Source organism: Burkholderia sp. AU6039 (genome assembly GCF_002223365.1).
Classification (GTDB): domain Bacteria; phylum Pseudomonadota; class Gammaproteobacteria; order Burkholderiales; family Burkholderiaceae; genus Burkholderia.
The window spans coordinates 860207-885094 of the sequence record NZ_NKFK01000003.1 but is presented as its reverse complement, the minus strand read 5'-3'; the positions used below and the strand labels follow the sequence as shown (position 1 = coordinate 885094).

Sequence of the window (24888 nt, the reverse complement as noted above, 5' to 3'; positions counted from 1 at the left end):
GCAATGCTTACTCTGCGGCGACCGGCTTGCCCGAAGCGTCCGTCACCTTGACCTTCCACTGCTTGCGGATTTCCGCTTCGACTGCCGGCGGCAGCGAGATGTAGTCGAGGCTGTCAGCAGCCTTCTCGCCGTTCTTGAACGCCCAGCTGAAGAACTTCAGCGTTTCCACGCCCTGCTCCGGCTTGTCCTGCTTCGCGTGCAGCAGCACGAACGTCGCGCCGACGACCGGCCATGCTTCCTTGCCCGGCTGGTTCGTCAGGATCTGGTAGAACGACTTCGACCAGTTCGCGCCAGCAGCAGCGGCCTTGAACGTTTCCGTCTTCGGCTCGACCACCGTGCCCGTCGAGTTCTTCAGGGCCGTGTAGACCATGTTGTTCTTCTTCGCGTACGCCCATTCGACGTAGCCGACCGCGCCCGGCAGGCGCTGCACGAACGCTGCGACGCCGTCGTTGCCCTTGCCGCCCGTGCCCGTCGGCCAGTTGACCGTCGTGCCTTCGCCGACCTTCGACTTCCACTCGTCGTTGACCTTCGACAGGTAGTTCGTCCAGATGAAGCTCGTGCCCGAGCCGTCAGCGCGGCGAACCACGGCGATGTCCGTGTCCGGCAGCTTGACCTTCGGGTTCAGCGCGGCGATCGCCGGGTCGTTCCACTTCTTGATCTTGCCGAGGTAGATGTCGCCGAGCACCGGGCCCGACAGCGTCAGTTCACCCGGCTTCACGCCCGGCACGTTGACGACCGGCACCACGCCGCCGACCACCGTCGGGAACTGGAACAGGCCTTCCTTCGCGAGCTCGTCATCCTTCAGCGGAGCGTCCGAACCGGCAAAATCGACCGTCTTCGCGACGATCTGCTTCAGGCCGCCCGACGAGCCGATACCTTGGTAGTTGACCTTCGCGCCGCCGGTCTGCTGGTAGTCAGCAGCCCATTTCGTATAGATCGGCATCGCGAACGTGCTGCCTGCGCCCGTGATGTCGGCAGCGTGGGCGGCGACGGCGAAAAGCGCGCCAGCCAGGCCGGCAATCGCGGTTTGCATCAATTTCATGAGACCTCCAGTGTGTGAGCGGATGACTACGGCACCGCGAAGGTTAGGGGCTCCTCATGACGGTAATGTGACAATCGATGAAACTGGCGTGACAGTAACATGACTGGTTGAAAGGGAGTATCGGGTGCGGCGGGCGCGGCGCCCGGGCGGCGCCGGAATGGCGGTGGCGGCAAGAATTGCCTGCCTGGAAGGACGTGGATGACGACCCGTTTTCACCTGGGTGCGAGCGGATCGTAGCGCGGTGTCTGCGCCATGGATAGCCCTCCGGTCGTGGCGGGCCGATATCAGGGGTCGGACGATTTTCCGGCCGGGATTGCGGTGGCGACGCGCCCTTCTTTATAGGTATCGCAAACCTTTGCGTCTGACGAAAACACGGCGCCCCGAAGGCGCCGTGTACGGGTTCACCGGAACACCGACGCGCAGGTGTTTGACCTGACGCGCCGGGCCCGCGCGTCAGGTCGTCGCCGCGCGCACCGCGTCGGCGATCGTCTCCGCATGGCGCACCGCGTCGGCCGCCTGCTGCGCCTCGACCATCACGCGCAGCACGGGCTCCGTGCCCGATGCGCGGATCAGCACGCGGCCGCTGCCGGCGAGCGCGGCTTCGGCGGCGTCGATCGCGGCGCGAATCGACGTACTGCCCTTCCAGTCGGCGCCCGGCTTCATTCGCACGTTGATCAGCTTCTGCGGGAACAGCGTGACGCCGTCGAGCATCTGCGCGAGGGTCTTGCCGCTGCGCTTCAGCGCGGCCAGCACGAGCAGCGCCGACACGATGCCGTCGCCGGTCGAGTGGCGATCGAGCGACAGGATGTGGCCCGACCCTTCCGCGCCGAGCTGCCAGCCGTGTTCGCGCAACTGCTCGAGCACGTAGCGATCGCCGACCGCCGCGCGGACGAACTTCACGCCCTCACGCTGCAGCGCGACTTCGACCGCGAGGTTCGTCATCAGCGTGCCGACCGCGCCTTCGACCTTGCCGTCGGTCGCGATCCGGTCCTTCACGAGCACGTAGAGCAGTTCGTCGCCGTTGTACAGGCGACCGGTCGAGTCGACGACCTGCAGGCGGTCCGCATCGCCGTCGAGCGCAATGCCGAGATCGGCGTGGTTCGCACGCACCGCGCGCACCAGCGCGTCCGGCGCCGTCGCACCGACACCATCGTTGATGTTGAAGCCGTTGGGCGCGACACCGATCGGGATCACGTCCGCACCGAGCTCGTGGAACACGTGCGGCGCGATCTGGTACGCGGCGCCGTGCGCGCAGTCGATCACGAGCTTCAGCCCGCGCAGGTTGAATGCGGCAGGGAACGTGCTCTTGCAGAACTCGATGTAGCGGCCGGCCGCGTCGTCGAGGCGGCGCGCCTTGCCGAGACCGTCGGACGATGCGCACTCGAGCGGCTTGTCGAGCCACGCTTCGATCTCGGCTTCGGTGTCGTCCGGCAGCTTGTTGCCGTCGGCGGAGAAGAACTTGATCCCGTTGTCGTGATACGGGTTGTGCGATGCACTGATCACGACGCCCGCCGACAGGCGCAGCGCACGCGTCAGGTACGCGACGCCCGGGGTCGGCATCGGGCCGGCCAGCATCACGTCGACGCCGGCCGCCGAGAACCCGGCCTCGAGCGCGGCTTCGAGCATGTAGCCCGACACGCGCGTGTCCTTGCCGATCAGCACGGTCGGGCGCGAGCCTGCCGCGACATCGGCCGAGCTGGCCAGTACCTTGCCGGCCGCGTAGCCGAGACGCAACACGAAGTCCGGCGTGATGGGCGCCTCGCCCACCGTGCCGCGAATGCCGTCCGTGCCGAAATATCGACGTCCCATGGTGAATCTTCCTCCTTCGTCTTCTGACTTATCGTTGCCGCGCGGCTTCGCGCACGGCAACCCAGATTTTCAGCGCGTCGACCGTTGCCGCGACGTCGTGCACGCGCACGATCGCCGCCCCACGCTCGACCGCGCACACCGCGGCCGCCACGCTCGCCGCGACGCGCTCCATCGGCGGCTTGCCGCCGATCACCACGCCGAGCATCGACTTGCGCGACATGCCCGCGAGTATCGGGTACGCGCGGCCGTCGGGCCGCACGGGTGCCGTGTCCGGCAACGCGGCCAGCAACGCATAGTTGTCGTCGACAACCGCCTTGCCGAATCCGAAGCCGGGATCGACGCAGATCCGCTCCGGCGCAATCCCCGCATCGCGCAGCGCCTGCGCGCGCTCGGCGAGAAAATCGCGCACATCGGTCACGACGTCGCCGTAATCGGGTTCGCCGACCTGCATCGTCTGTGGCTCACCAAGCATGTGCATCGCACACAGCCCGCAGTTGCCGTCGCGCACCGCGTCGATCGCGCCCGGCTGGCGGAACCCCCAGATGTCGTTGATCAGGTCGGCGCCGGCGGCCAGCGCCGCACGCATCACGGCCGGCTTGTAGGTATCGATCGACAGCGGCACGTTCAGCGGCCGCAGCGCTTCGACGAGCGGGATCACGCGTGCGAGCTCCTCGTCGAGCGGCACGGGCGGCGCGCCGGGGCGCGTCGATTCGCCGCCGATATCGAGAAGGTCGACGCCTTCGGCAATCATCCGCTCGGCCTGGCGCAGCGCATCGTCGCGCGCGAGGAAGCGGCCGCCGTCGGAGAACGAATCAGGCGTGGCGTTGAGGATGCCCATCACGAGCGGGCGTTCGAACGTCAGTTCGAATCGGCCGCACCGGAGTGGCGCGGGAGTGTTTGGGGAAACAGCGGAATCGGACACGAGCAACTGGCGTGAATGAATGCAAAACGGGCCGGTGTGAAGCCACACCAGCCCGTGAACGGCGCTAAAGCGGAGATTATGCCGCCGGCGAAGCAGGCGCCGGCGCGTTGCCGGGCTTCACCTCGGCGCTGCTGCCACCACCCGACGAATCGCCGCCGACAGCCGGCGAGCTCTTCGGGGAGCGCGGCGGACGGCCTTCCATGATGTCGTTGATCTGATCGGCATCGATCGTCTCCCACTCCATCAGCGCGGCGGTCATCGCTTCGACCTTGTCGCGGTTCTCTTCGAGCAGTCGGCGCGCAAGGCCGTACTGTTCGTCGAGCACACGGCGGATTTCCGAATCGACCTTCTGCTGCGTCGCTTCCGAGATCGTGCGCGTGAAGCCACGGCCGAACGGCGATGCATCGTTCTCATCGTCGACGTAGACCATCGGCCCGAGCGCGTCGGTCATGCCGAAACGGGCCACCATCGCACGCGCCGTCTGCGTTGCCTTGTTGAAGTCGTCCGATGCGCCGGTGCTGACCAGGTTCATGAACAGCTCTTCCGCCACCCGGCCACCGAACAGGATCGCAAGGCGGTCCATCAGGTAGTCCTTCGAGTACGTTTCGTTGTCATGCTCCGGCAACTGCCACGTGACACCCAGCGCGCGACCGCGCGGGATGATCGTGACCTTGTGCACGGGGTCCGCCTTCGGCAGCAGCTTTGCGATCACCGCGTGGCCCGACTCGTGATAAGCGGTCGCACGCTTCGCTTCTTCGCGGATCACGGCCGACTTGCGCTCCGGACCCATGAAGATCTTGTCCTTCGCGTCTTCGAAATCCTGCATCTCGACGATGCGCTTGCCGCGACGTGCGGCGAACAGCGCAGCCTCGTTCACGAGGTTCGCGAGATCGGCGCCCGAGAAGCCCGGCGTGCCGCGTGCGATGACTGCCGCGTCGACGTCGTTCGCGATCGGCACCTTGCGCAGGTGCACGCGCATGATCTGTTCGCGGCCGCGGATGTCCGGCAGACCGACGTAGACCTGGCGGTCGAAACGGCCCGGACGCAGCAGCGCCTTGTCGAGCACGTCGGAACGGTTGGTCGCGGCGATCACGATCACGCCCGAGTTCGCCTCGAAGCCGTCCATCTCGACGAGCATCTGGTTCAGCGTCTGTTCGCGCTCGTCGTTGCCGCCGCCCATGCCGGCGCCGCGATGACGGCCGACCGCGTCGATTTCGTCGATGAACACGATACACGGTGCATGCTTCTTCGCCTGCTCGAACATGTCGCGCACACGCGCCGCGCCGACGCCGACGAACATTTCGACGAAGTCCGAACCCGAGATGCTGAAGAACGGCACCTTCGCTTCACCCGCGATCGCACGGGCCAGCAGCGTCTTGCCGGTACCCGGAGGGCCGACTAGCAGCACGCCGCGCGGAATGCGCCCGCCCAGCTTCTGGAATTTCTGCGGATCGCGCAGGAAGTCGACGAGCTCGGACACTTCCTCCTTCGCTTCGTCGCATCCCGCGACGTCGGAGAAGTTCACCGCGTTGTTGTTCTCGTCGATCAGCCGCGCGCGCGATTTCCCGAACGAGAATGCGCCGCCTTTGCCGCCCCCCTGCATCTGCCTCATCATGTAGAACCAGAACACGATGATCAGGATCGTCGGCCCGAGGTAGTACAGCGCGGACATCAGCGCGTTCGGCTCGTCGTCGGCCTTGCCGCTGACCTGCACGCCGTACTTCATCAGATCGCCAACCATCCAGATGTCGCCGGGCGACACGATCTGGTATTTCTGGCCATCAGCCGGAGTGACGGTGAGGTTGCGCCCCTGAACGATGACGTTCTTGACCTTGCCGTTCTTGGCGTCGTCCATGAACTGCGAATAGGACACGCCTTCCTGGACGCGGGGCTTGTCGAACTGCTTGAACACCGTAAACAGCACCAGTGCGATCACCAGCCACACCGCTGCCTTCGAAAACATATTGTTGTTCAAAGCACCACTCCTTCACTCGTAGACGAGCGCCTACATTTTCCTTGCGGCGCCCCTCGGTCATTCTAATCCAGTCCGACCACCCTCGCCATAAGCATTGACAACCGCCGCGATAGCGCTTCGCTTGTCTGGCAAGGGCCGGAGCCCGTTTGCGGCACCTCGCTGCGCATCAGCGCGGACGTTTCAGATGCCGACCCAAAATGAACGTTTCGGACGATTTGTCGCGGGACGCCTTCGGCTTGCGCGGCGCGACGGTCTTAAACTGCTGTTTGAATTTCTCGACGATCTGGCTGTAGCCGCTGCCGTGAAAGCATTTCACGAGCAGCGCACCATCCGGCTTCAGATGATTCTGCGCAAATTCGAGCGCCAGATCGCACAGATGCTCGATGCGCGCCGCGTCTGCCGAGGCCACGCCAGAGAGGTTGGGGGCCATGTCGGAAATAACAAGGTCCACCGCGCGCCCTTCGAGCACTTCTTCGAGCTGGTGAAGGACTTCGTCCTCGCGGAAGTCGCCCTGCAGGAAGTGGACGTCGGCGATCGGCTCCATCGGCAGGATGTCGAGCGCCACGATCGTGCCGTCGATGCCGCCTTCGCGCTCCGCGTCACGCTTCTTGCCCTGCGCGAGCTTGTTGCGGGCATACTGGCTCCAGCTGCCCGGCGTCGCGCCGAGGTCGACGATCACCTGGCCCGGACGGATCAGCTTGTCCTGTTCGTCGATTTCCTTCAGCTTGTACGCGGCGCGCGCGCGATAGCCCTCCCGCTGCGCCATTTTGACGTAGGGGTCGTTGATGTGGTCGTGCAGCCAGTGCTGGTTGAAGCGGTTTTTTGCCATTCGAGAGAGAGATTGCTGCCAATTGCTTCGTGAAGCCGCGCTTTTAGCGGATAATACGCGTCTTCTTCGCGCGGCTGCGGCCCCTTTTCAGGCCCAAGCCGCGATTTTACGTGGTTTCGGCGCACGGCTGACGCGGTAACTACCCGCGATCGCTATTCAGTCAGCGCGCCCTTATTTAGATTTCGACATTTCCATGCCCGCCCTTTCGCTTTCTCCCGCCGAGCGCTCCGCGCTGCGCTCCCAGGCCCATGCGCTCAAGCCCGTCGTGCTGATCGGCGCCGAAGGGCTCACCGACGCCGTGCTGAAGGAAATCAAGGTGCACCTCGACGCGCACCAGCTGATCAAGATCCGCGTGTTCGGCGACGAGCGCGACGAGCGCATCGCGATCTACGACGAGATCTGCGACCGCCTGAGCGCGGCGCCGATCCAGCACATCGGCAAGCTGCTGGTGATCTGGAAGCCCGAAGCCGCCGCAGCGGCTCCGGCTCGCGGCCGTCGTGCCGGTACCGTGCCCAGCGCGGCCGAAGCCGTCGACGACAAGAAAGGCCGTGCACCGCGCACCGTCAAGGTCGTCAAGGTATCGCCGAACGCGAGCCCCGTGCGTCGCCCGCGGCCGGTCAAGGTCACGGTGCGCGGCAACGAGCGCGTGACGGCAGGCGGCAACGTGAAGCGCGCCAAGAAGCGCCAGGCCAGCACGAAGCGTCCGTTCCAGGACAAGTAAGCATCGAGGCGGCACGGCTCACCGTGCCGCCACCCTGCCCGCGGGCCCGGCATCGACCGGGCCCGCGCGGCATTCGCGTCAGGCGTCGCGCGCCGGCAGACGCCAGATCAGCATCAGCCCCAGTACGCTCTCGACGAGGTAGAACACGCTCGAGACGCCGTGCAGCATCCCGAAGCGGCTCGCATACGGCGAGTTCGCGATATCGGTGCCCGCGTCCATCGCGGCCACCCGCAGCGCATTCATGAACGGCTGCAGCGCGAAATACCCGACCAGCACGCACACGACCATCGCGGCGACGATCCAGCGCACGCGGCGATATTCGCCGCTGCCGCGCCGCACCTGCTGGTTCGACAACGCGAGCAGCAGCACGCCGCACACGACACCGAGGATCGCCTCGATACGGAACAGCTGGCCGGCGACCGAACCGGCCGTCATCCGCTCCAGCGTCTTGAACAGCACGGGCGCGACCGCATACCCGATCGTCAGCAGGCTGCCGACCCACACGGCCGACAGCAGACGGAACACGCGATGCGGCATCACGTCGCCTCGCTTCAGATGTAGCTGACCGAGATGATTTCGTACTCGCGCACGCCGCTCGGCGCCTGCACGGCCGCGACGTCGCCTTCGGACTTGCCGATCAGTGCGCGCGCGATCGGCGAGCTGACCGAGATCAGGCCGTGATCGATATCGGCTTCGTCGTCACCGACGATCTGGTACTTGACGGTGTCGCCCGACTCGAGATCCTCGAGTTCGACGGTCGATGCGAAAACCACGCGGCCTTCGGCATCGAGCACGGTGGGATCGATGACCTGCGCGGCCGACAGCTTCGATTCGAGTTCCGCGATACGACCCTCGATGAAGCCCTGCTTTTCCTTCGCGGCATCGTATTCGGCGTTTTCGGACAGGTCGCCCTGTGCGCGGGCCTCCGCGATCGCGTTGATCACGGCCGGCCGCTCGACGGACTTGAGGCGCTGCAATTCATCGCGCAGGAGTTCCGCGCCACGCTTTGTCAACGGAATGGTGCTCATAAACGGCTCAATCGCTAAAAACGGCTATAAAAAAAATCACCGCGATTAAGCGCGTTTCCGATGCACTGGAAACACCGCCTAATCGCGGCACGTGTTGCTTCGACAGGTAACTGACTGCTTAGTTTAGGCGAGCGTGAAGACCTTGTAAATCATAGACTTCCAGATCCTTCAGGTAGCGCAAGCCTTCAACCGCCGCGCGCGCGCCCGACATCGTCGTGTAGTACGTGACCTTGTGCGCCTGCGCGCTCATGCGGATCGAACGCGAATCGGCGATCGCCTGGCGCGTCTCGTCGACCGTCGTGAACACGAGTGCGATCTCGCCGTTCTTGATCATGTCGACGATGTGCGGACGGCCGTCCTTCACCTTGTTCACGACCTTCACCGGCACGCCGGCCGCTTCGATCGCGGCAGCCGTGCCCTTGGTCGCGACGATCGGGTAGCCGAGGTCGTGCAGCATGCGCGCGACTTCGACCGCCTTCGGCTTGTCGGCGTCCATCACGGTCAGCAGCACCGTGCCCGACTCCGGCAGGCGCGAGCCGGCCGCGAGCTGCGACTTGAACAGCGCTTCGCCGAACGTCTGGCCGACACCCATCACTTCGCCGGTCGAACGCATTTCAGGCCCGAGGACCGGATCGACGGTCGGGAACTTGACGAACGGGAACACCGCTTCCTTCACGCTGAAGTACGGCGGCTCGACTTCCTTCGTCACGCCCTGCTGCGCGAGCTTCTGGCCGACCATCGCACGCGCCGCGATCTTCGCGAGCGGCAGGCTGGTCGCCTTCGACACGTACGGCACCGTGCGCGATGCGCGCGGGTTCACTTCCAGCACGTAGATGATGTCCTGCTTCGAACCGTCCGCCTGCGGCACCTGCTGGATCGCGAACTGCACGTTCATCAGGCCGACCACGTTCAGCGCCTTCGCCATCGCGCCCGTCTGGCGCTTCAGCTCGGCCACGGTTTCCTTCGACAGCGAGTACGGCGGCAGCGAGCACGCCGAGTCGCCCGAGTGGACGCCCGCCTGCTCGATGTGCTCCATCACGCCGCCGATGAACACGGCTTCGCCGTCGCAGATGCAGTCGACGTCGCACTCGATCGCGTCGTTCAGGAAGCGGTCGAGCAGCACCGGCGAATCGTTCGACACCTTCACGGCCTCGCGCATGTAGCGCTCGAGGTCGCGCGGCTCGTGGACGATTTCCATCGCGCGGCCGCCCAGCACGTACGACGGGCGCACGACCAGCGGATAGCCGATCTCTTCCGCGAGCGCGAGCGCTTCGTCTTCGGCGCGTGCGGTGCGGTTCGGCGGCTGGCGCAGGCCGAGGTCCTGCAGCAGCTTCTGGAAGCGTTCGCGGTCTTCGGCTGCGTCGATCATGTCCGGCGACGTGCCGACGATCGGCACACCGTGCGCCTCGAGGTCGAGCGCGAGCTTCAGCGGCGTCTGGCCGCCATACTGGACGATCACGCCGACCGGCTTTTCCTTGTCGACGATCTCGAGCACGTCTTCCAGCGTCAGCGGCTCGAAGTACAGGCGGTCGGACGTGTCATAGTCGGTCGACACCGTTTCCGGGTTGCAGTTGACCATGATCGTTTCGTAACCGTCCTCGCGCATCGCGAGGGCCGCGTGCACGCAGCAGTAGTCGAACTCGATGCCCTGGCCGATCCGGTTCGGGCCGCCGCCCAGCACCATGATCTTCTTGTTGGTGGTCGGCTGCGCCTCGCACTCTTCCTCATAGGTCGAGTACATGTACGCGGTCTTCGTCGCGAACTCGGCCGCGCAGGTGTCGACGCGCTTGTAGACCGGGCGCACGTTGAGTTCGACGCGGCGCTTGCGGACGTCTTCCGGCGTCGCGCCGAGCAGCTTCGCGAGGCGGCGGTCGGAGAAGCCGCTCTGCTTCAGGTAGCGCAGTTCGTCGAACGACAGCGATGCCAGCGTGCGGCCGCCGAGCGCCTTTTCCTTCAGGATGATCTGCTCGATCTGCTCGAGGAACCACGGGTCGATCGCGGTTTCCGCGAAGATTTCCTGGGCCGTCATGCCGATCCGGAACGCATCGCCGACGTACCAGATGCGGTCCGGGCCCGGCTCGTGGATCTCGATCGCGATCTCGTCGCGGTTGGTCGACTTCTCGTCGAGACCGTCGACACCGACTTCGAGGCCGCGCAGCGCCTTCTGGAACGATTCCTGGAACGTGCGGCCGATCGCCATCACTTCGCCGACCGACTTCATCTGCGTGGTCAGGCGCGAATCGGCTTCGCGGAATTTCTCGAACGCGAAGCGCGGGATCTTCGTGACGACGTAGTCGATCGTCGGCTCGAACGACGCCGGGGTCTGGCCGCCGGTGATTTCGTTCTTCAGCTCGTCGAGCGTGTAGCCGACCGCCAGCTTCGCCGCGACCTTCGCGATCGGGAAGCCCGTTGCCTTCGATGCGAGCGCCGACGAGCGCGACACGCGCGGGTTCATCTCGATGACGACCATGCGGCCGTCCTTCGGGTTGATCGAGAACTGCACGTTCGAGCCGCCCGTGTCGACGCCGATCTCGCGCAGCACCGCGAGCGATGCGTTACGCAGGATCTGGTATTCCTTGTCGGTGAGCGTCTGCGCCGGCGCGACCGTGATCGAGTCGCCGGTGTGCACGCCCATCGGGTCGAGGTTCTCGATCGAGCACACGATGATGCAGTTGTCGGCGCGGTCGCGCACGACTTCCATCTCGTATTCCTTCCAGCCGAGCAGCGATTCTTCGATCAGCAGCTCGCGCGTGGGCGAGAGGTCCAGGCCGCGCTTGCAGATCTCTTCGAACTCTTCGCGGTTGTAGGCAATGCCGCCGCCCGAACCGCCGAGCGTGAACGACGGACGGATCACGACCGGGTAGCCGCTGCCGCCGGTGAGCGCCATGATCTCGGCGTGCACCTGGGTCGCTTCTTCCATCGAGTGCGCGATGCCCGACTTCGCGGAACCGAGACCGATCTTGGTCATCGCTTCCTTGAACTTCTGGCGGTCTTCCGCCTTGTCGATCGCTTCCGGCGACGCGCCGATCAGCTCGACGCCGAACTTCTCGAGCACGCCGTGGTGGTGCAGGTCGAGCGCGCAGTTCAGCGCGGTCTGGCCGCCCATCGTCGGCAGGATCGCGTCCGGGCGCTCCTTCTCGATGATGCGCGCGACGACTTCCCACGTGATCGGCTCGATGTAGGTCACGTCGGCCGTGTTCGGGTCGGTCATGATCGTCGCCGGGTTGCTGTTGACGAGAACGACCTTGTAGCCCTCCTCACGCAACGCCTTGCAAGCCTGCGCGCCCGAATAGTCGAACTCGCACGCCTGGCCGATGATGATCGGGCCGGCGCCGATGATGAGGATGCTTTTGATGTCTGTGCGTTTTGGCATGGCTGGTGAATTCAATAAGTAATCGTTGTCGTGGGTCGGCCGGCTGCGCTCAGCTCATCGTCGCCAGCGCGAGCTTCACCGAAAATCCGATGAACAGGCCGCCCACGCTGCTCGCCGCGCCTGCTGCAAGCTTGCGGCGGCGGCGGAAGTGCTCGGCAAGCCGCGCACCCGCGAAGATCAGCGTACTCAGGTACAGGAAGCTCGCGCATTGCGCGATCGCCCCGAGCACGACGAACGACAGCGCGGGATGCGGGAATGCCGGGTCGACGAACTGGATGAAGAACGAGATGAAGAACAGGATCGCCTTCGGATTCAGCAGGCTCACGATCAGCGCCTTGCGGAACGGCCGCTCGCCATCGACCGCGGGCGCTGCCTCGACCGGCGCATTCGCCGGCGCGCGCAGCTTCTGCCACGCGCTGCGCAGCATGCCGGTGCCGATGTAGAGCAGATACGCGGCGCCGCCGTACTTGACGACGGAGAACAGCAGCGGGTTCGCCTTCAGCAGCGACGCGACGCCGGCGGCGGACAGCACCATCAGCACCGTGTCGCCGACGAACACCCCGCACGCCGCGCGATAGCCGGCCTTCACGCCGCGCTGCGCCGCGAGCGACAGCACATACATCGAGTTCGGCCCCGGCAGCAGGATGATGAAGATCACGCCGAACACGTAGGTCCAGATATCCGTGATGCCGAGTGCGTGGCCGAACATGATGCGAATCTCCCGTTCTTCGGTTGCGTCGTTGACGTCAGGCGTTGCGCTGCTTCGCCGCGTCCATCAGCGCGGTGAAACGGTCGAACAGGTAGCCGATGTCGTGCGGGCCGGGCGACGCTTCCGGGTGACCCTGGAAGCAGAATGCCGGCTTGTCGGTCAGCTCGAAGCCCTGCAGCGTGCCGTCGAACAGCGACACGTGCGTCACGCGCGCGTTGGCCGGCAGCGAATCCGCATCGACCGCGAAGCCGTGGTTCTGCGACGTGATCACCACGCGACCGTCGCCGAGATCCTTCACCGGGTGGTTCGCGCCGTGGTGGCCCGTCTTCATCTTCAGCGTCTTCGCGCCGACCGCGAGGCCCATGATCTGGTGACCCAGGCAGATGCCGAAGGTCGGCACGCCGCGCTCGATGAACTGCTTCGTGGCCGCGATCGCGTAGTCGCACGGCTCCGGATCGCCGGGGCCGTTCGACAGGAACACGCCGTCCGGATTCAGCGCGAGCGCATCTTCCGCGCTCGCCTGTGCCGGCAGCACCGTCACGTGGCAGCCGCGCTCCGCGAGCATGCGCAGGATGTTGTACTTGACGCCGAAATCGTACGCGACGACGCGATACTTCGGCGCTTCCTGCATGCCGTAGCCGCCTTCGAGGCGCCATTCGGTCTGCTTCCACTCGAACGGCTTCGTGGTCGACACGACCTTCGCGAGATCCATGCCCGCGAGACCCGGGAACGAGCGCGCGAGCTCGATCGCCTTCGCTTCGTCGTCCGAGCCCGTCAGGATGCAGCCGTTCTGCGCGCCCTTGTCGCGCAGGATACGGGTCAGCTTGCGGGTGTCGATGCCGGCGATCGCGACGACGCCTTCGTCGCGCAGGTAATCGCCGAGCGTGCGGTCCATGCGGAAGTTCGATGCGAGCGAGGGCAGATCACGGATGATCAGGCCGGCGGCATGGACTTTCGTGGCTTCGACGTCTTCGGCATTGACGCCGACGTTGCCGATATGCGGATAGGTGAGCGTGACGATCTGGCGCGAGTAGCTCGGGTCAGTCAGGATTTCCTGATAGCCGGTGATCGCGGTATTGAACACGACTTCGCCGATCGTGTGGCCTTCGGCCCCGATCGAATAACCACGAAAGACCGTGCCGTCGGCGAGTGCAAGCAAGGCGGGAGTAAAAGACGGCAACACGGGAGGCTCCTTGGGGAACACCCTGCTGCCGACCTGTTTACCCTGCCGCGCGAGCGCCGCGCTGCGTGGGCGCGCGTGGTCGCTTGCTGGACGCGACCTGCGTTGTCGAGACGCGAACCCGGCGCGTGGCGCACGAGGATTCGCGGCATCGCCCGGCAGGCGGCGTGCGGCGGATGAACGGGATGAATGAGGTAGGCGCTAGGGTGCGAGGTTGATCAGCACAAACTCTCAAATTATAGCCTGAAAATGGCCCTATCTTCAATTGATATGGCCGTCCGATCGTGCGCGCGCCGCGTCCGGCGACGCGGCGCAACGCGCTGCGGCCCCGTTTACGCGGCCGCCCTACCCGCCAGCGTACCGCCGGATCAGTGCGCTTGACCAGCGCCGCGCGCGGGCCAGACGTACCAGACCGCGCTCGCGAGCTGCAGCGCGAGCAACATGCCCCATGCAGTGAAATGCGCGGCGGCCGGGTAGCGGCCGTCGACTGCCGGCCAGTGCGACAGCACCGCGCCGACCCCGATCTGGAACGCAAAGATCAGCAGGAAGATCACGAGCGTGAGCGTCGTGTTCGCGCGGCCGATCAGGTGAGCGGGAAAATGGCCGGCCATCACCGCATAGGTCAGGATGCCGACGCCGCCGAACATTCCGTATGCAGCCCACAGCACGGCCGGCGGCAACGGCACGCGCGCGACGATCGCGGCCTGCGTCGCGACGAACAGCGCCATGCCGACGCCGCTGAATGCGTACACGGACACGCCGCGCCGCTCGAGCACCCGCGCCGCGGCGCCAAAGCCGACGCAGCCGGCCATCATCGCGAAGCCGAGCACCGACACGAGACGCGCGGCATGCGGCGCATCGAACCCCGCGACATCGCGCAGGTACGGCCCGACCCACAGCGACTGCATCGCGTAGAACACGCCCTGCGTGACGACGGAGAACGACGAGATCTTCCAGAACGCGCGGCTGCTCAGGATATGCCACGTGCCCTTGAACTGGCTGACGAGCCCGCCCTGGTGGCGCACCTGCTGCGCTTCCGGCGCACCGAGGCCGATCGAGGCCGCGACGATCACCGTCAGCACCGCGAGGCCGAAACAGATCGCGCGCCAGCTCGTCCAGCCGAGCAGCCAGGTCAGCGGCGAGCCGACCATCACGCCACCCAGGCCGCCCACGGCCATCACGAGGCCGTTGACGAGCGGCAGCCGGCCGACCGGGAAATGCTGCGCGAGCGCCTTGAACGCCGCGCCGAGACACACCGAGACGCCAACGCCGATCAGCAGCCGGCCGACCATCATCGTGCCGAGGCTGTGCGCGACGCCGAACACGGCCGCGCCGGCGGCCGCGAACAGCAGCATGCCGGCCGTCACGCGGCGCGGGCCGAAGTGGTCGAGCATCACGCCGGCCGGGATCTGCGCGCCCGCGAAGCCGAGGAAATAGAGACTGGTGAGCAGGCCGAGATCGGCGGCCGACAACCCGAGCTCGTGCGTGACGAACGGCGCGAAGCCCAGATTGACGCCGCGAAACACGTACGACACGAAATACCCGACCGAAAACAGCGCGAGCACCCTCACCTGCACCGACGACATCTCTTCCCCTTGTTATATGAAGACCTTCGAAGCAGCGCCCCCGCGCCGCGCACAAACAAAAACGCCGTCACCTCGGTGACGGCGTTTCTTGCATTTCGTCGGATGATACCGCAACCGCGCGAACCGGGCCGGCCGCACGATGCGCGCGACTGCGTTACCTCTTCTTGCCCTTGTGCGCGGCGGCCTTGGCCGGTGCCGCCTTCGCGGGGGCCGCCTTCGCCGATTTGGCCGCCGGCTTCGCCGCGCCGCGCTTCGCGCCGTGCGACTTGCCGCCCACCGCCAGGCTCGCGCGCTCGATGTGCGCCCCGCCGGCCGACGTCGCGATCCGCTCCGGACCGGGTTCCGCCGGCACCGAACGGCCGACCGGCACGTGCAGCACGAGCGCCTGGCCCGGCATCACGAGATCGCGGTGCGTACGGTTCCACGCCTTGAGCTGGCCGACCGACACGCCGTAGCGGCCGGCGAGCGCCGCCATCGACTGCTTGCGGCGCACGCGGATCAGCATCTTGCGCGTGTCGGGTACGTCGGGTTCCATCGCGAGCGCGCCGTTTTCGGCGACGTCGGCGCTGATGTCCTCGTCGTCGTCATCGCCGCGCGGCACGACGATCGTCGAGCCCGGCTTCAGGCGCATGCCGGCCGGAATCTTGTTGATCGACATCAGCGTATCGGCGTCCACGCCGATCTTCTCGGCGATCGCGGCCGGCCGTGCCCGCTCGCTGACCGTATAGGTGGTCCACGACGACAGCTGGCCGTTGTACGCCTTCAGGTTCTTCTCGAACGCCGACGCGTTGTCGAACGGCAGCAGGATCTGCGGCTCGGTCGCGCCGAGGATCACCGGCTTCGAGAACGACGGGTTCAGCGAGCGGAATTCGTCGAGCGACAGGTTCGCGAGCTTCGCCGCCACCGCCACGTCGATGTCGCGCGACGTCGTGACCGTCACGAAATACGGGTGGTTCGGGATGTCCGGCAGCGCAAGGCCGTACTGCTGCGGATTCGCGATGATGTTCTTCACCGCCTGCAGCTTCGGCACGTAGTTGCGCGTCTCGTTCGGCATCCGCAGGTTCAGGTAGTCGGTCGGCAGGCCGGCCGCCTGGTTGCGGGCGATCGCGCGCTGCACGTTGCCCTCGCCCCAGTTGTACGCGGCCAGCGCGAGATACCAGTCGCCGAACATGTCATGCAGGCGCGACAGGTAGTCGAGCGCGGCGCTCGTCGACGCGAGCACGTCGCGGCGCTCGTCCTGCCACATGTTGCGCTTCAGGTTGTACGTGCGGCCCGTGCCGGGCATGAACTGCCACATGCCGGCCGCCTTCGCGACCGACAGCGCCTGCGGGTTGTACGCGGACTCGATGAACGGCAGCAGCGCGAGCTCGGTCGGCATGTGACGCGCCTCGAGTTCCTCGACGATGTGGTACAGGTACTTCTGCGAGCGCTCGGTCATGCGCTGCACGTAGTCCGGGCGCTGCGTGTACCACGTGGTCTGCATGTCGACGAGGTCGGTCTGCAGGTCGGGCATCTGGAAACCGCGGCGGATGCGACCCCAGAGATCGGAGTCCGCACTGGTCAGGTCGCCGACGGATTGCTTGTCGACGTCGACAGTTTCTTTGGCGGTGGCGGATTTACGGAGGTAGGTGGACGTCGCCTGCGAATCGGCGGCGTTGTTGGCGACAGGGGCCTGGCTCGCACAAGCGGCGAGCAGCAGAACCACCATCGCACTCAATATAAGTCGCATGAAAATCTCTGCTTCCGACGGCTGGAAATTGCAGGCGATACTACGGAAGTGCGTGCTTCACGTCAATAAAAACACCGAAAACTCAGCGAAATCCTACATTTGGAGCAATTTTTACAGACTCCGCTTGAGCTTTGGAGTCCTCCGGAAATCATCATCGGAACCGGTTTTTCCACTCGCGCATCAGCGTGAACGCCGTCAGACGATCCGGCACCGTTTCATGCAGTTCGGCCTCGAGCGTCGCGCGGATCGCCTCGCTGTCCGCCCGCATGAACGGGTTAACGGCACGCTCATGCGCGATCGTAGTGGGCAGCGTCGGCACGCCGCGCGCGCGCAGCGCCTGTGCGTCGTCGCGCCACGTGGCGAGCGCCGCGTTGCCGGGTTCGCATGCGAGCGCGAAGCGGATGTTGGACAGCGTGTATTCGTGTGCGCAATGCACGTGGGTGTCGCCCGGCAACGCCGCGAGCGCGTCGAGCGAAGCGAGCATCTGCGCGGGCGTACCCTCGAACAGGCGCCCGCAACCGCACGAGAACAGCGTGTCGCCGCAGAACACGTGCGGCGCCGCGTTGCCCGGCCCGGCCGCCTGGAAATAGGCGATGTGGCCGCGCGTATGGCCGGGCACGTCGAGCACGTCGAACGTGGCGGCGGGTGCCTCGAGCGTGACGCGCGCGCCGCCCGAAAGCGGCCGCGTGACCACGCCGATCGCCTCGGCCGCGGGGCCGTAAACGACGAGCGGAACATCGTCCGGTTGGCTATCGCGCAGGGCCGCGACACCGCCGACGTGGTCGGCGTGATGGTGCGTGAGTAAAATAGCGGTCAACCGCCAGCCTCGTTCGGCTAGAACCCGGCGCACCGGCGCGGCTTCCCCCGGATCGACGGCAATCGCATCGCGGCCGTCCGAGACGAGCCAGATATAGTTGTCATCGAATGCCGGAACCGGCATGTATTCCAGCTCGTTCATGGGCGCGCAATCATCGTTATGTCCGATCGTCAAATTATAGACTGGCCCGCCTGGACCGACTCACCACCCGGCCGCTACGTGCTGGGCTGGGAGCAGGCGCAGCTCGACCGGATCGTGTCCGACGTCTTCGGGTTCCACGCGCTGCAGCTCGGCCTGCCGCAGCTCGACGCGCTGCGCGAGAACCGCATGCCGTATCGCGGCCTCGTGCTCGATCCGGCGAGCGGCGCGAGCGCGCCGTACCAGTATCCGTGGGCGCGCGAAGCGCATGCGCCCGAGCACGCGCCCGACGGCCGCAGCACGACCTGGTGCGACCTGCTCGACCTGCCGTTCGAGTCGCAGAGCGTCGACCTGATCGTGATGCCGCACACGCTCGAATTCACGTCCGATCCGCACCGGCTGCTGCGCGAGGCCGAGCGCGTGCTGATGCCGGAAGGCCAGCTCGTGATCACCGGCTTCAATTCGCTCAGCCTGTGGGGCATGCGGCAATCGTTCGGGCGCATGGCGAACCGCCCGTTCGTGCCGGCCACGCGCGACCAGATCGCGTTCATCCGGCTCAAGGACTGGATCAAGCTGCTCGGTTTCGACCTCGAACGCGGCCGCTTCGGCTGCTACCGGCCGCCGCTCGTCACCGACCAGTGGCTGGCCCGCTACGGCTTCATGGAAGCCGCCGGCGACCGCTGGTGGCCGATCTTCGGCGCCGTCTACATGGTGACGGCCGTCAAGCGCGTGCGCGGCATGCGCCTCGTCGGCCAGATCCGGATGAAGAAGCCCGTGCTCGCACCGGGCCTCACGCCGGCGGCCTCCCCGACCACCCATCAAGAACATTCATGACTACCGATACCATCGACATCTATACCGACGGCGCCTGCAAGGGCAACCCCGGCCCCGGCGGCTGGGGCGCACTGATGCGCTACGGCGACAAGGAGAAGGAGCTGTTCGGCGGCGAGCCCAACACGACCAACAACCGCATGGAGCTGATGGGCGTGATCGCCGCGCTCGAAGCGCTGAAGCGGCCGTGCCAGGTGATCGTGCACACCGACTCGCAATACGTGCAGAAAGGCATCAGCGAGTGGATCCACGGCTGGAAGAAGAAAGGCTGGGTCACCGCGGCGAAGACGCCCGTGAAGAACGCCGACCTGTGGAAGCGGCTCGACGCGCTCGTCGCGCAGCACGAGGTCGAGTGGCGCTGGGTCAAGGGCCACGCGGGCCATCCCGAAAACGAGCGCGCGGACGCACTCGCGAATCGCGGCGTCGAATCGCTCACGGCCTGAACGCGGGCCGCTCCCCTGTTTCCTACGTATTTCCCGACATGCGCCAGATCATTCTCGATACCGAAACCACCGGCCTGAACGCCCGCACGGGCGACCGCCTCATCGAAATCGGCTGCGTCGAGCTGCTGAACCGGCGGCTCACCGGCAACAACCTGCACTTCTACGTGAACCCGGAGCGCGACAGCGATCCGGGCGCGCTGGCGGTGCACGGGCTCACGACCGAATTCTTGAGCGACAAGCCGAAATTCGCGGAAGTCGCCCACCAGATCCTCGACTTCGTGAAGGATGCCGAGCTGATCATCCACAACGCGCCGTTCGACCTTGGCTTCCTCGACGCGGAATTCGCTCGGCTCGGCCTCCCGCCGTTCACCGAGCATTGCGGCGGCGTGATCGACACGCTGGTGCAGGCCAAGCAGATGTTCCCGGGCAAGCGCAACTCGCTCGACGCGCTGTGCGACCGCTTCGGCATCAGCAACGCGCACCGTACGCTGCACGGCGCACTGCTCGACTCGGAGCTGCTCGCCGAGGTGTATCTGGCGATGACGCGCGGCCAGGACAGCCTCGTGATCGACATGCTCGACGACATGGGCGCCGACGGCGGTGCGGGCAACGGCCAGCGCGTGTCACTCGCCGCGCTCGATCTGGTCGTGGTGACCGCGAGCGACGACGAACTCGCCGCGCATCAGACGCAGCTCGACGAACTCGACAAGTCGGTCAAGGGCACCTGCGTGTGGCGCACGTCCGCCGACGCGGGCGCCGCCGAAGCGGCTTGAAGCAGGCGGCCGGCGGCACGCGCCGCCGCCGCGCTCACGCGCGCGGCTGCAGCGCGATGACCGCCATTCCGCCGAGCGCGAGCACCGCGCCGGCCACGTCCCAGCGGGTCAGCGCGACACCGTCGACTACCCGCAGCCAGACCAGCGCCACCGCGATATACACGCCGCCGTACGCGGCATAGGTGCGTCCCGCCGCACTCGGGTGCAGCGTCAGCAGCCACGCGAACAGCGCGAGCGACAGCGCGGCCGGCACCAGCAGCCAAAGCGGCCGCCCCTCCTTCAGCACGAGCCACGGCAGGTAACAGCCGACGATTTCGGCCAGCGCGGTGGCGGCAAACAGCGCCGCGATCCTCATCAGTTCGGTCATCCGGTTCCTCGTGAATTCGGCCCCGTCACCCGAGGCCGCACGGCCCCGCCGTGCGCCGCCGATCATACCCGAGCCACCCTCGCCGGACGCCCCGCCAGCCGGGCGTTTCCCGGCAATTTGCACGATCATCCGTCATCGTGCTATCATGTCGCCTGTTTCAACATTCAATCTCTGTCTATTCGATTTCGAGAGAAGTCCGTCCGCGCGTTGCGGGCCGGCGCTTCGACCGAAATTGCACACACAGGAAAGCCCGCCCGACAGGCCCGCTTTTCTCGTTTCGTTGCCCCTCCGGGGCGCTTGCCGGAACGCTGGACACCGTCCGCACCGGCAGCTGCCGCCAGCATCACGCGGCCCATTCTTCATGAGCGCACTGTCGCGACGGCCCATCGGGCCCGCGTCGAAGCAGCCCCTTACGGCCCTTTACCGCCTGCAATGCAGTAAGTGCTTAAAGGTCTGCCCCGACGCGCCGCATCCGACACCGCGCTCGCCGGCAAACCGTGTCGGACGGCCCGCCCGTTCGGCGCAGTCAAAGGAGTGCATGACCTTGACCGCAACACACGTCAGCCCGACCGCTGCTTCTTCCACCGCTTCGTCGTCCGGCGAAGCCCCGCTCGTCGCGGACGACATCACCGTCGTCGACCAGAGCCTCCTCAAGCGCGCCGTCAGCGCCATGGCCATCGGCAACGCGATGGAATGGTTCGACTTCGGCGTCTACAGCTATATCGCCGTCACGCTCGGCAAGGTGTTCTTCCCGTCCAGCAGCCCGTCCGCGCAGCTGCTCGCGACCTTCGGCACGTTCGCGGCCGCGTTCCTCGTGCGCCCGCTCGGCGGCATGGTGTTCGGCCCGCTCGGCGACCGCATCGGCCGCCAGCGCGTGCTCGCCGCCACGATGATCATGATGGCCGTCGGCACGTTCGCGATCGGCCTGATCCCCAGCTACGCGTCGATCGGCATCATGGCGCCCGTGCTGCTGCTCGTCGCCCGCCTCGTGCAGGGCTTCTCGACCGGCGGCGAGTACGGCGGCGCCGCCACCTTCATCGCCGAATTCTCGACCGACAAGCGCCGCGGCTTCATGGGCAGCTTCCTCGAGTTCGGCACGCTGATCGGTTACGTGATGGGTGCGGGCGTCGTCGCGCTGCTCACCGCGTCGCTGTCGCAGGAGGCGCTGCTGTCGTGGGGCTGGCGCGTGCCGTTCCTGATCGCCGGCCCGCTCGGCCTGATCGGTCTCTACATCCGGATGCGGCTCGAGGAAACGCCCGCGTTCAAGCGCCAGGCCGAAGAGCGCGAGGCGCAGGACAAGGCCGTGCCGAAGGCGCGCTTCCGCGAAACGCTGATGCGCAACTGGCGTGCCCTGCTGCTGTGCGTCGGCCTCGTGCTGATCTTCAACGTGACCGACTACATGGTGCTGTCGTACCTGCCGAGCTTCATGTCGTCGACGCTGCACTTCGACGAATCGCACAGCCTCGTGCTCGTGCTGATCGTGATGGTGCTGATGATGCCGCTGACGCTCGCCGCCGGCCGCCTGTCGGACAAGGTCGGCCGCAAGCCCGTGATGCTGGCCGGCTGCGTCGGCCTGCTCGTGCTGTCGATCCCGTCGATGATGCTGATCCACGCGGGCACCACGGCGTCGGTGTTCGGCGGCCTGCTGATCCTCGGCGTGCTGCTGTCGTGCTTTACCGGCGTGATGCCGTCGGCGCTGCCGGCGCTGTTCCCGACCGAGATCCGCTACGGCGCGCTCGCGATCGGCTTCAACGTGTCGGTGTCGCTGTTCGGCGGCACGACGCCGCTCGTGACCGCCTGGCTGGTCGACGTCACGCACAACCTGATGATGCCCGCGTACTACATGATGGGCGCCGCCGTGATCGGCATCGTGTCGGTCGTCGCGCTCGCCGAAACCGCGCGCCAGCCGCTCAAGGGCTCGCCGCCGGCCGTCGCGTCGCGCCGCGAAGCCCACCAGCTCGTGCGCCAGATGCGCGAGGACGACGAAGCGGATATCTACAGTGTCGGGTCGCCGGCACGCGCCTGAGCGTCACCCATGAAAAAGCCCCGGCCGAAGCCGGGGCCCGATCGAACCGATCCGCCCGACCGGCTTGCGCCGGCCGGGCTTTTTTCATCCATTCGACGCCGGCGCGCTCATGCCTGCGCTTCGCAGTGGCGGCAGAAAATCAGCGCTCGCGAGCGCGACACGGCGGCCTGCGCACCGCGCGCCGCGACGATCAGCCCGACCTGACCCAGATTGAAATCGCGCTCGACCATCAACTGCGTCAGCGCGGCAAGCGGCAACACGAGGGACGGGTGGTACAGGCTCGATTCGATCAGGGCTTTCATCTGCGGCTCCATCAGGCAAGGCGTCATTCGATGGAGTGGATTCTAGGGACCGGCCGCATCCGGATAAACAGCGCGAATGCGAAGTCACTTGTCAGCCGCCGAGAACAATCGACAGCGCCTTGCCTGACAAGGCTGAGCAGGCGACGGGCCGCGGCGCGGGGCCCCGCCGCAGGTCGCCGCTGCGCCTAGACGAGCGGTGCTTCGACGAACGCCGGCAGCGCTTCCGCCCGCGCCGAATGCGCGGCCAGTGCCGGATAACGGGCCGGATCGATCCGCGCGAGCACCGGGTAGTCGGCCGCCATGAACTGCGTGAAGCGCCATGCGACCGCGACCGTCACATCGGACTGCAGCAGGCGCGCGCCGCCGAACCAGCCGTTCGCGGCCGCGACGAGCGGCTCCAGGGCGCCGTATGCGCCCTCGATCTGGCTCAGCACGCGCTCGAGCCACGGCGCATGCTGCTTGTCGGCCGGACGCAGCGCCTGCTCGTAGACGACCTGAACGGTCTTCTCGGCGGCCGCCAGCGCGAAGCCGACCGGCACGAGCGTGCGCAGCCGAGCATCGGCGGTATCGGGCAGCAAGCGCCGCTCGGGCGCGACCAGGTGATCGAGATAGTCGACGATCAATGACGAATCGAGCAGCGTCGCGCCGTCGTCGGTCACGAGCGTCGGCGCCTTGACGACCGGGTTGGTCGCCCTGAACTGCTCGAAATGACGGAACACCGAGATCGACTCGTGTTCGAACGGGAGGTCGAGCAGTTTCGCCGAAATGGCGACCCGACGCACGAACGGGGAATCCAGCATGCCGATCAGCTTCATCGCGAACACTCCGCTTGAGGGGAATGGGAGCGACGACTGTAGCAGCGTCGCGCGGCATCGCCTAGGGCCCGTTCCCGCCCGCAACGAGCGGGGGCCGGCTCCGCGACCGCGTTTGCCGAAATAGCGGAACGTGCTCGGCCGGCCTTCGCGCCCGTGCGCCCGATGCGCATCAACCCGCCGCGCGCGGGACTCACGATGTCCGGCCACAGTGACCATAATGCAAGTTCACCCCCCTTCCGCCTCAAGGTTCGCCATGTGGTATGCCCTCGTCGAGCAGCAGCGGGAATGGATGCGCGCGTGGCGCGCTGCGACGCGGCACGCGTTCGACGCGTGGCCCACGGCCACGCTGCCGCACGCGGCGGCGTCGTGCTACGACGACCTGTTCGAGCCGCTGCTCGGGCCGCCGGACGGGCCCCCGCACTTCGACATCGGATGGCCGGCGCTCGGCGAGCGCGTCGTCGCGCGCACGCCGTTCTGCGACCTGCGGCGCTTCACGCGGGCCGACGCGCAGCGCACGGTGCTGCTGTGCGCGCCGCTCGCCGGGCACGCGGCCGTGATGATGCGGGAAACCGTCGAGACGCTGCTCGCGGACGGCGATGTCTGCGTGACCGACTGGCGCAATGCACGCGACGTGCCGCTCGCGTCGGGCCGTTTCGGGCTCGACGAGTACGTCGCCACGCTCGACGGCTTCGTCGACGGGCTCGCGCACGACGACCGGCCGCTGCATGTCGTCGCCGTGTGCCAGGCGACCGTGCCGGCGCTCGGCGCGCTCGCGCTACGGGCGGCGCGCGGTCTCCCGTCGCCCGCGAGCATCACGCTGATCGGCGGCCCGCTCGATGCGCGCCGGAATCCGAGTGCGCTCGGCACCGCCGCTGCCGCCCATTCGCTCGGCTGGTGCCGCCGCCACCTGATCGACGTCGTGCCGCCCGGCTTCGCGGGGCACGGCCGCCACGTGTTTCCCACCTATCTGCAACAGGGCGAGATCGCGCTCGTGTACCCGCAGCGCTTCCTGTCGCTGATCGAAGCGTACGCGCTGGCCGCGTCGCGTTTCGACGTGACCGGACTCGCCGGCGCGAGGCGCGCGCTGCTTGAATACACGGCGCTGCTCGACATGCCGGCCGAGTATTTCCTCGACACGGTCGACATCGTGTTCCAGCGCATGAGCCTCGCGCTCGGCACGTGGGACGTGGGCGGCCGGCGCGTCGAGCCGGCGGCTATGCGCGGCATCGTCCTGCTGACCGTCGAAGGCGCATGCGACAAGGTCACGGGCGCCGGCCAGACACATGCTGCGCTCGACCTGTGCAGCGGCCTCGCCGACGACGAGCGCTTTCGCATCGACATCGACGACTGCGATCACTACGGGCTGTTTACGGGGGCACGCTGGCACGGGGACGTGCATCCGATGCTGCAGCGCGTGTTCGCGTGGGCCGAAGCCCGCCGCCCTCGCCCGCGCCGCATCAGGCGGACGTGACA

Annotated in this window: 22 protein-coding genes; 6 read left to right on the top strand and 16 right to left on the bottom strand. The window is 66.7% G+C overall.

The window, feature by feature from the left end:
• Window positions 1-7 precede the first annotated feature (7 nt).
• The 5 genes from pstS to CFB39_RS06805 form a co-directional block, all read right to left on the bottom strand.
• Window positions 8-1042: a phosphate ABC transporter substrate-binding protein PstS gene (gene pstS / locus CFB39_RS06830; RefSeq protein ID WP_089472526.1), complete on the bottom strand. Its 1035-nt coding sequence runs from the start codon at window positions 1040-1042 to the stop codon at window positions 8-10.
• Between the two features lie 453 nt (window positions 1043-1495).
• A complete protein-coding gene (gene glmM / locus CFB39_RS06820; protein WP_089425002.1) occupies window positions 1496-2851 on the bottom strand; it encodes a phosphoglucosamine mutase in 1356 nt (451 codons plus the stop codon).
• A 28-nt stretch (window positions 2852-2879) separates the two neighbouring features.
• Window positions 2880-3821: a dihydropteroate synthase gene (folP, locus tag CFB39_RS06815; protein WP_089472525.1), complete on the bottom strand. Its 942-nt coding sequence runs from the start codon at window positions 3819-3821 to the stop codon at window positions 2880-2882.
• Window positions 3822-3849: 28 nt separating this feature from the next.
• Window positions 3850-5748, bottom strand: coding sequence for an ATP-dependent zinc metalloprotease FtsH (ftsH, locus tag CFB39_RS06810; protein ID WP_069247647.1), 1899 nt, complete (start codon window positions 5746-5748; stop codon window positions 3850-3852).
• Between the two features lie 166 nt (window positions 5749-5914).
• A complete protein-coding gene (locus CFB39_RS06805) occupies window positions 5915-6577 on the bottom strand; it encodes an RlmE family RNA methyltransferase (protein WP_046545366.1) in 663 nt (220 codons plus the stop codon).
• A gap of 193 nt (window positions 6578-6770) precedes the next feature.
• On the opposite strand from CFB39_RS06805, the gene CFB39_RS06800 reads away from it, so the two are divergent.
• Entirely contained in the window at window positions 6771-7298 is a 528-nt protein-coding gene (locus CFB39_RS06800; RefSeq protein ID WP_089439703.1) for a YhbY family RNA-binding protein, read from the top strand.
• 78 nt (window positions 7299-7376) lie between these two features.
• Here the strand turns inward: CFB39_RS06800 and CFB39_RS06795 are convergent, their stop codons facing one another.
• From CFB39_RS06795 to gloB, 8 genes are all read right to left on the bottom strand, one after another.
• Window positions 7377-7835 (bottom strand): DUF4149 domain-containing protein, encoded by a 459-nt coding sequence (locus CFB39_RS06795; RefSeq protein ID WP_089472524.1) that lies wholly within the window; start codon window positions 7833-7835, stop codon window positions 7377-7379.
• Window positions 7836-7849: 14 nt separating this feature from the next.
• Window positions 7850-8326 carry a transcription elongation factor GreA gene (gene greA, locus CFB39_RS06790; RefSeq protein ID WP_057927897.1) on the bottom strand — a complete coding sequence of 159 codons (477 nt, stop codon included), beginning with the start codon at window positions 8324-8326 and terminating at the stop codon, window positions 7850-7852.
• Between the two features lie 118 nt (window positions 8327-8444).
• Window positions 8445-11699, bottom strand: a complete 3255-nt coding sequence (gene carB / locus CFB39_RS06785; protein ID WP_089424998.1) for a carbamoyl-phosphate synthase large subunit — start codon at window positions 11697-11699, stop codon at window positions 8445-8447.
• Between the two features lie 49 nt (window positions 11700-11748).
• Window positions 11749-12408 (bottom strand): leucine efflux protein LeuE, encoded by a 660-nt coding sequence (gene leuE, locus CFB39_RS06780; RefSeq protein ID WP_046545364.1) that lies wholly within the window; start codon window positions 12406-12408, stop codon window positions 11749-11751.
• A gap of 37 nt (window positions 12409-12445) precedes the next feature.
• Window positions 12446-13591: a glutamine-hydrolyzing carbamoyl-phosphate synthase small subunit gene (gene carA, locus CFB39_RS06775; RefSeq protein WP_041492797.1), complete on the bottom strand. Its 1146-nt coding sequence runs from the start codon at window positions 13589-13591 to the stop codon at window positions 12446-12448.
• 365 nt (window positions 13592-13956) lie between these two features.
• Window positions 13957-15174, bottom strand: a complete 1218-nt coding sequence (locus CFB39_RS06765) for a nitrate/nitrite transporter (protein WP_089472523.1) — start codon at window positions 15172-15174, stop codon at window positions 13957-13959.
• 154 nt (window positions 15175-15328) lie between these two features.
• Window positions 15329-16903 carry a transglycosylase SLT domain-containing protein gene (locus CFB39_RS06760; protein ID WP_089472522.1) on the bottom strand — a complete coding sequence of 525 codons (1575 nt, stop codon included), beginning with the start codon at window positions 16901-16903 and terminating at the stop codon, window positions 15329-15331.
• A gap of 151 nt (window positions 16904-17054) precedes the next feature.
• On the bottom strand, window positions 17055-17861 hold the full coding sequence (gloB, locus tag CFB39_RS06755) for a hydroxyacylglutathione hydrolase (protein ID WP_089472521.1): 807 nt from the start codon (window positions 17859-17861) through the stop codon (window positions 17055-17057).
• Between the two features lie 18 nt (window positions 17862-17879).
• Between gloB and CFB39_RS06750 the strand changes: the two genes are divergently transcribed.
• Genes CFB39_RS06750 through dnaQ form a run of 3 tightly spaced genes read left to right on the top strand, consistent with a single transcriptional unit; the run spans window position 17880 to window position 19905 of the window.
• The gene (locus CFB39_RS06750; protein ID WP_089439696.1) at window positions 17880-18692 is read left to right on the top strand and encodes a class I SAM-dependent methyltransferase; all 813 of its coding nucleotides are present in this window, start codon (window positions 17880-17882) and stop codon (window positions 18690-18692) included.
• Window positions 18689-19132 carry a ribonuclease HI gene (gene rnhA / locus CFB39_RS06745; protein WP_039347704.1) on the top strand — a complete coding sequence of 148 codons (444 nt, stop codon included), beginning with the start codon at window positions 18689-18691 and terminating at the stop codon, window positions 19130-19132. Before CFB39_RS06750 ends, rnhA begins: the two co-directional genes overlap by 4 nt.
• 38 nt (window positions 19133-19170) lie before the next feature.
• Window positions 19171-19905, top strand: a complete 735-nt coding sequence (gene dnaQ, locus CFB39_RS06740) for a DNA polymerase III subunit epsilon (protein ID WP_089472520.1) — start codon at window positions 19171-19173, stop codon at window positions 19903-19905.
• Window positions 19906-19939: 34 nt separating this feature from the next.
• Here the strand turns inward: dnaQ and CFB39_RS06735 are convergent, their stop codons facing one another.
• Entirely contained in the window at window positions 19940-20272 is a 333-nt protein-coding gene (locus tag CFB39_RS06735; protein WP_089460768.1) for a YnfA family protein, read from the bottom strand.
• A 538-nt stretch (window positions 20273-20810) separates the two neighbouring features.
• Between CFB39_RS06735 and proP the strand changes: the two genes are divergently transcribed.
• Window positions 20811-22298, top strand: a complete 1488-nt coding sequence (proP, locus tag CFB39_RS06725) for a glycine betaine/L-proline transporter ProP (protein ID WP_089472519.1) — start codon at window positions 20811-20813, stop codon at window positions 22296-22298.
• 107 nt (window positions 22299-22405) lie between these two features.
• Here the strand turns inward: proP and CFB39_RS06720 are convergent, their stop codons facing one another.
• The gene (locus CFB39_RS06720; protein ID WP_069249260.1) at window positions 22406-22600 is read right to left on the bottom strand and encodes a hypothetical protein; all 195 of its coding nucleotides are present in this window, start codon (window positions 22598-22600) and stop codon (window positions 22406-22408) included.
• A 185-nt stretch (window positions 22601-22785) separates the two neighbouring features.
• Entirely contained in the window at window positions 22786-23415 is a 630-nt protein-coding gene (locus tag CFB39_RS06715; protein ID WP_089472518.1) for a glutathione S-transferase family protein, read from the bottom strand.
• Between the two features lie 253 nt (window positions 23416-23668).
• Here CFB39_RS06715 and CFB39_RS06710 point away from each other — a divergent pair, with 253 nt between their 5' ends.
• Window positions 23669-24886, top strand: a complete 1218-nt coding sequence (locus tag CFB39_RS06710) for a polyhydroxyalkanoate depolymerase (protein WP_089472517.1) — start codon at window positions 23669-23671, stop codon at window positions 24884-24886.
• Window positions 24887-24888: the final 2 nt, after the last annotated feature.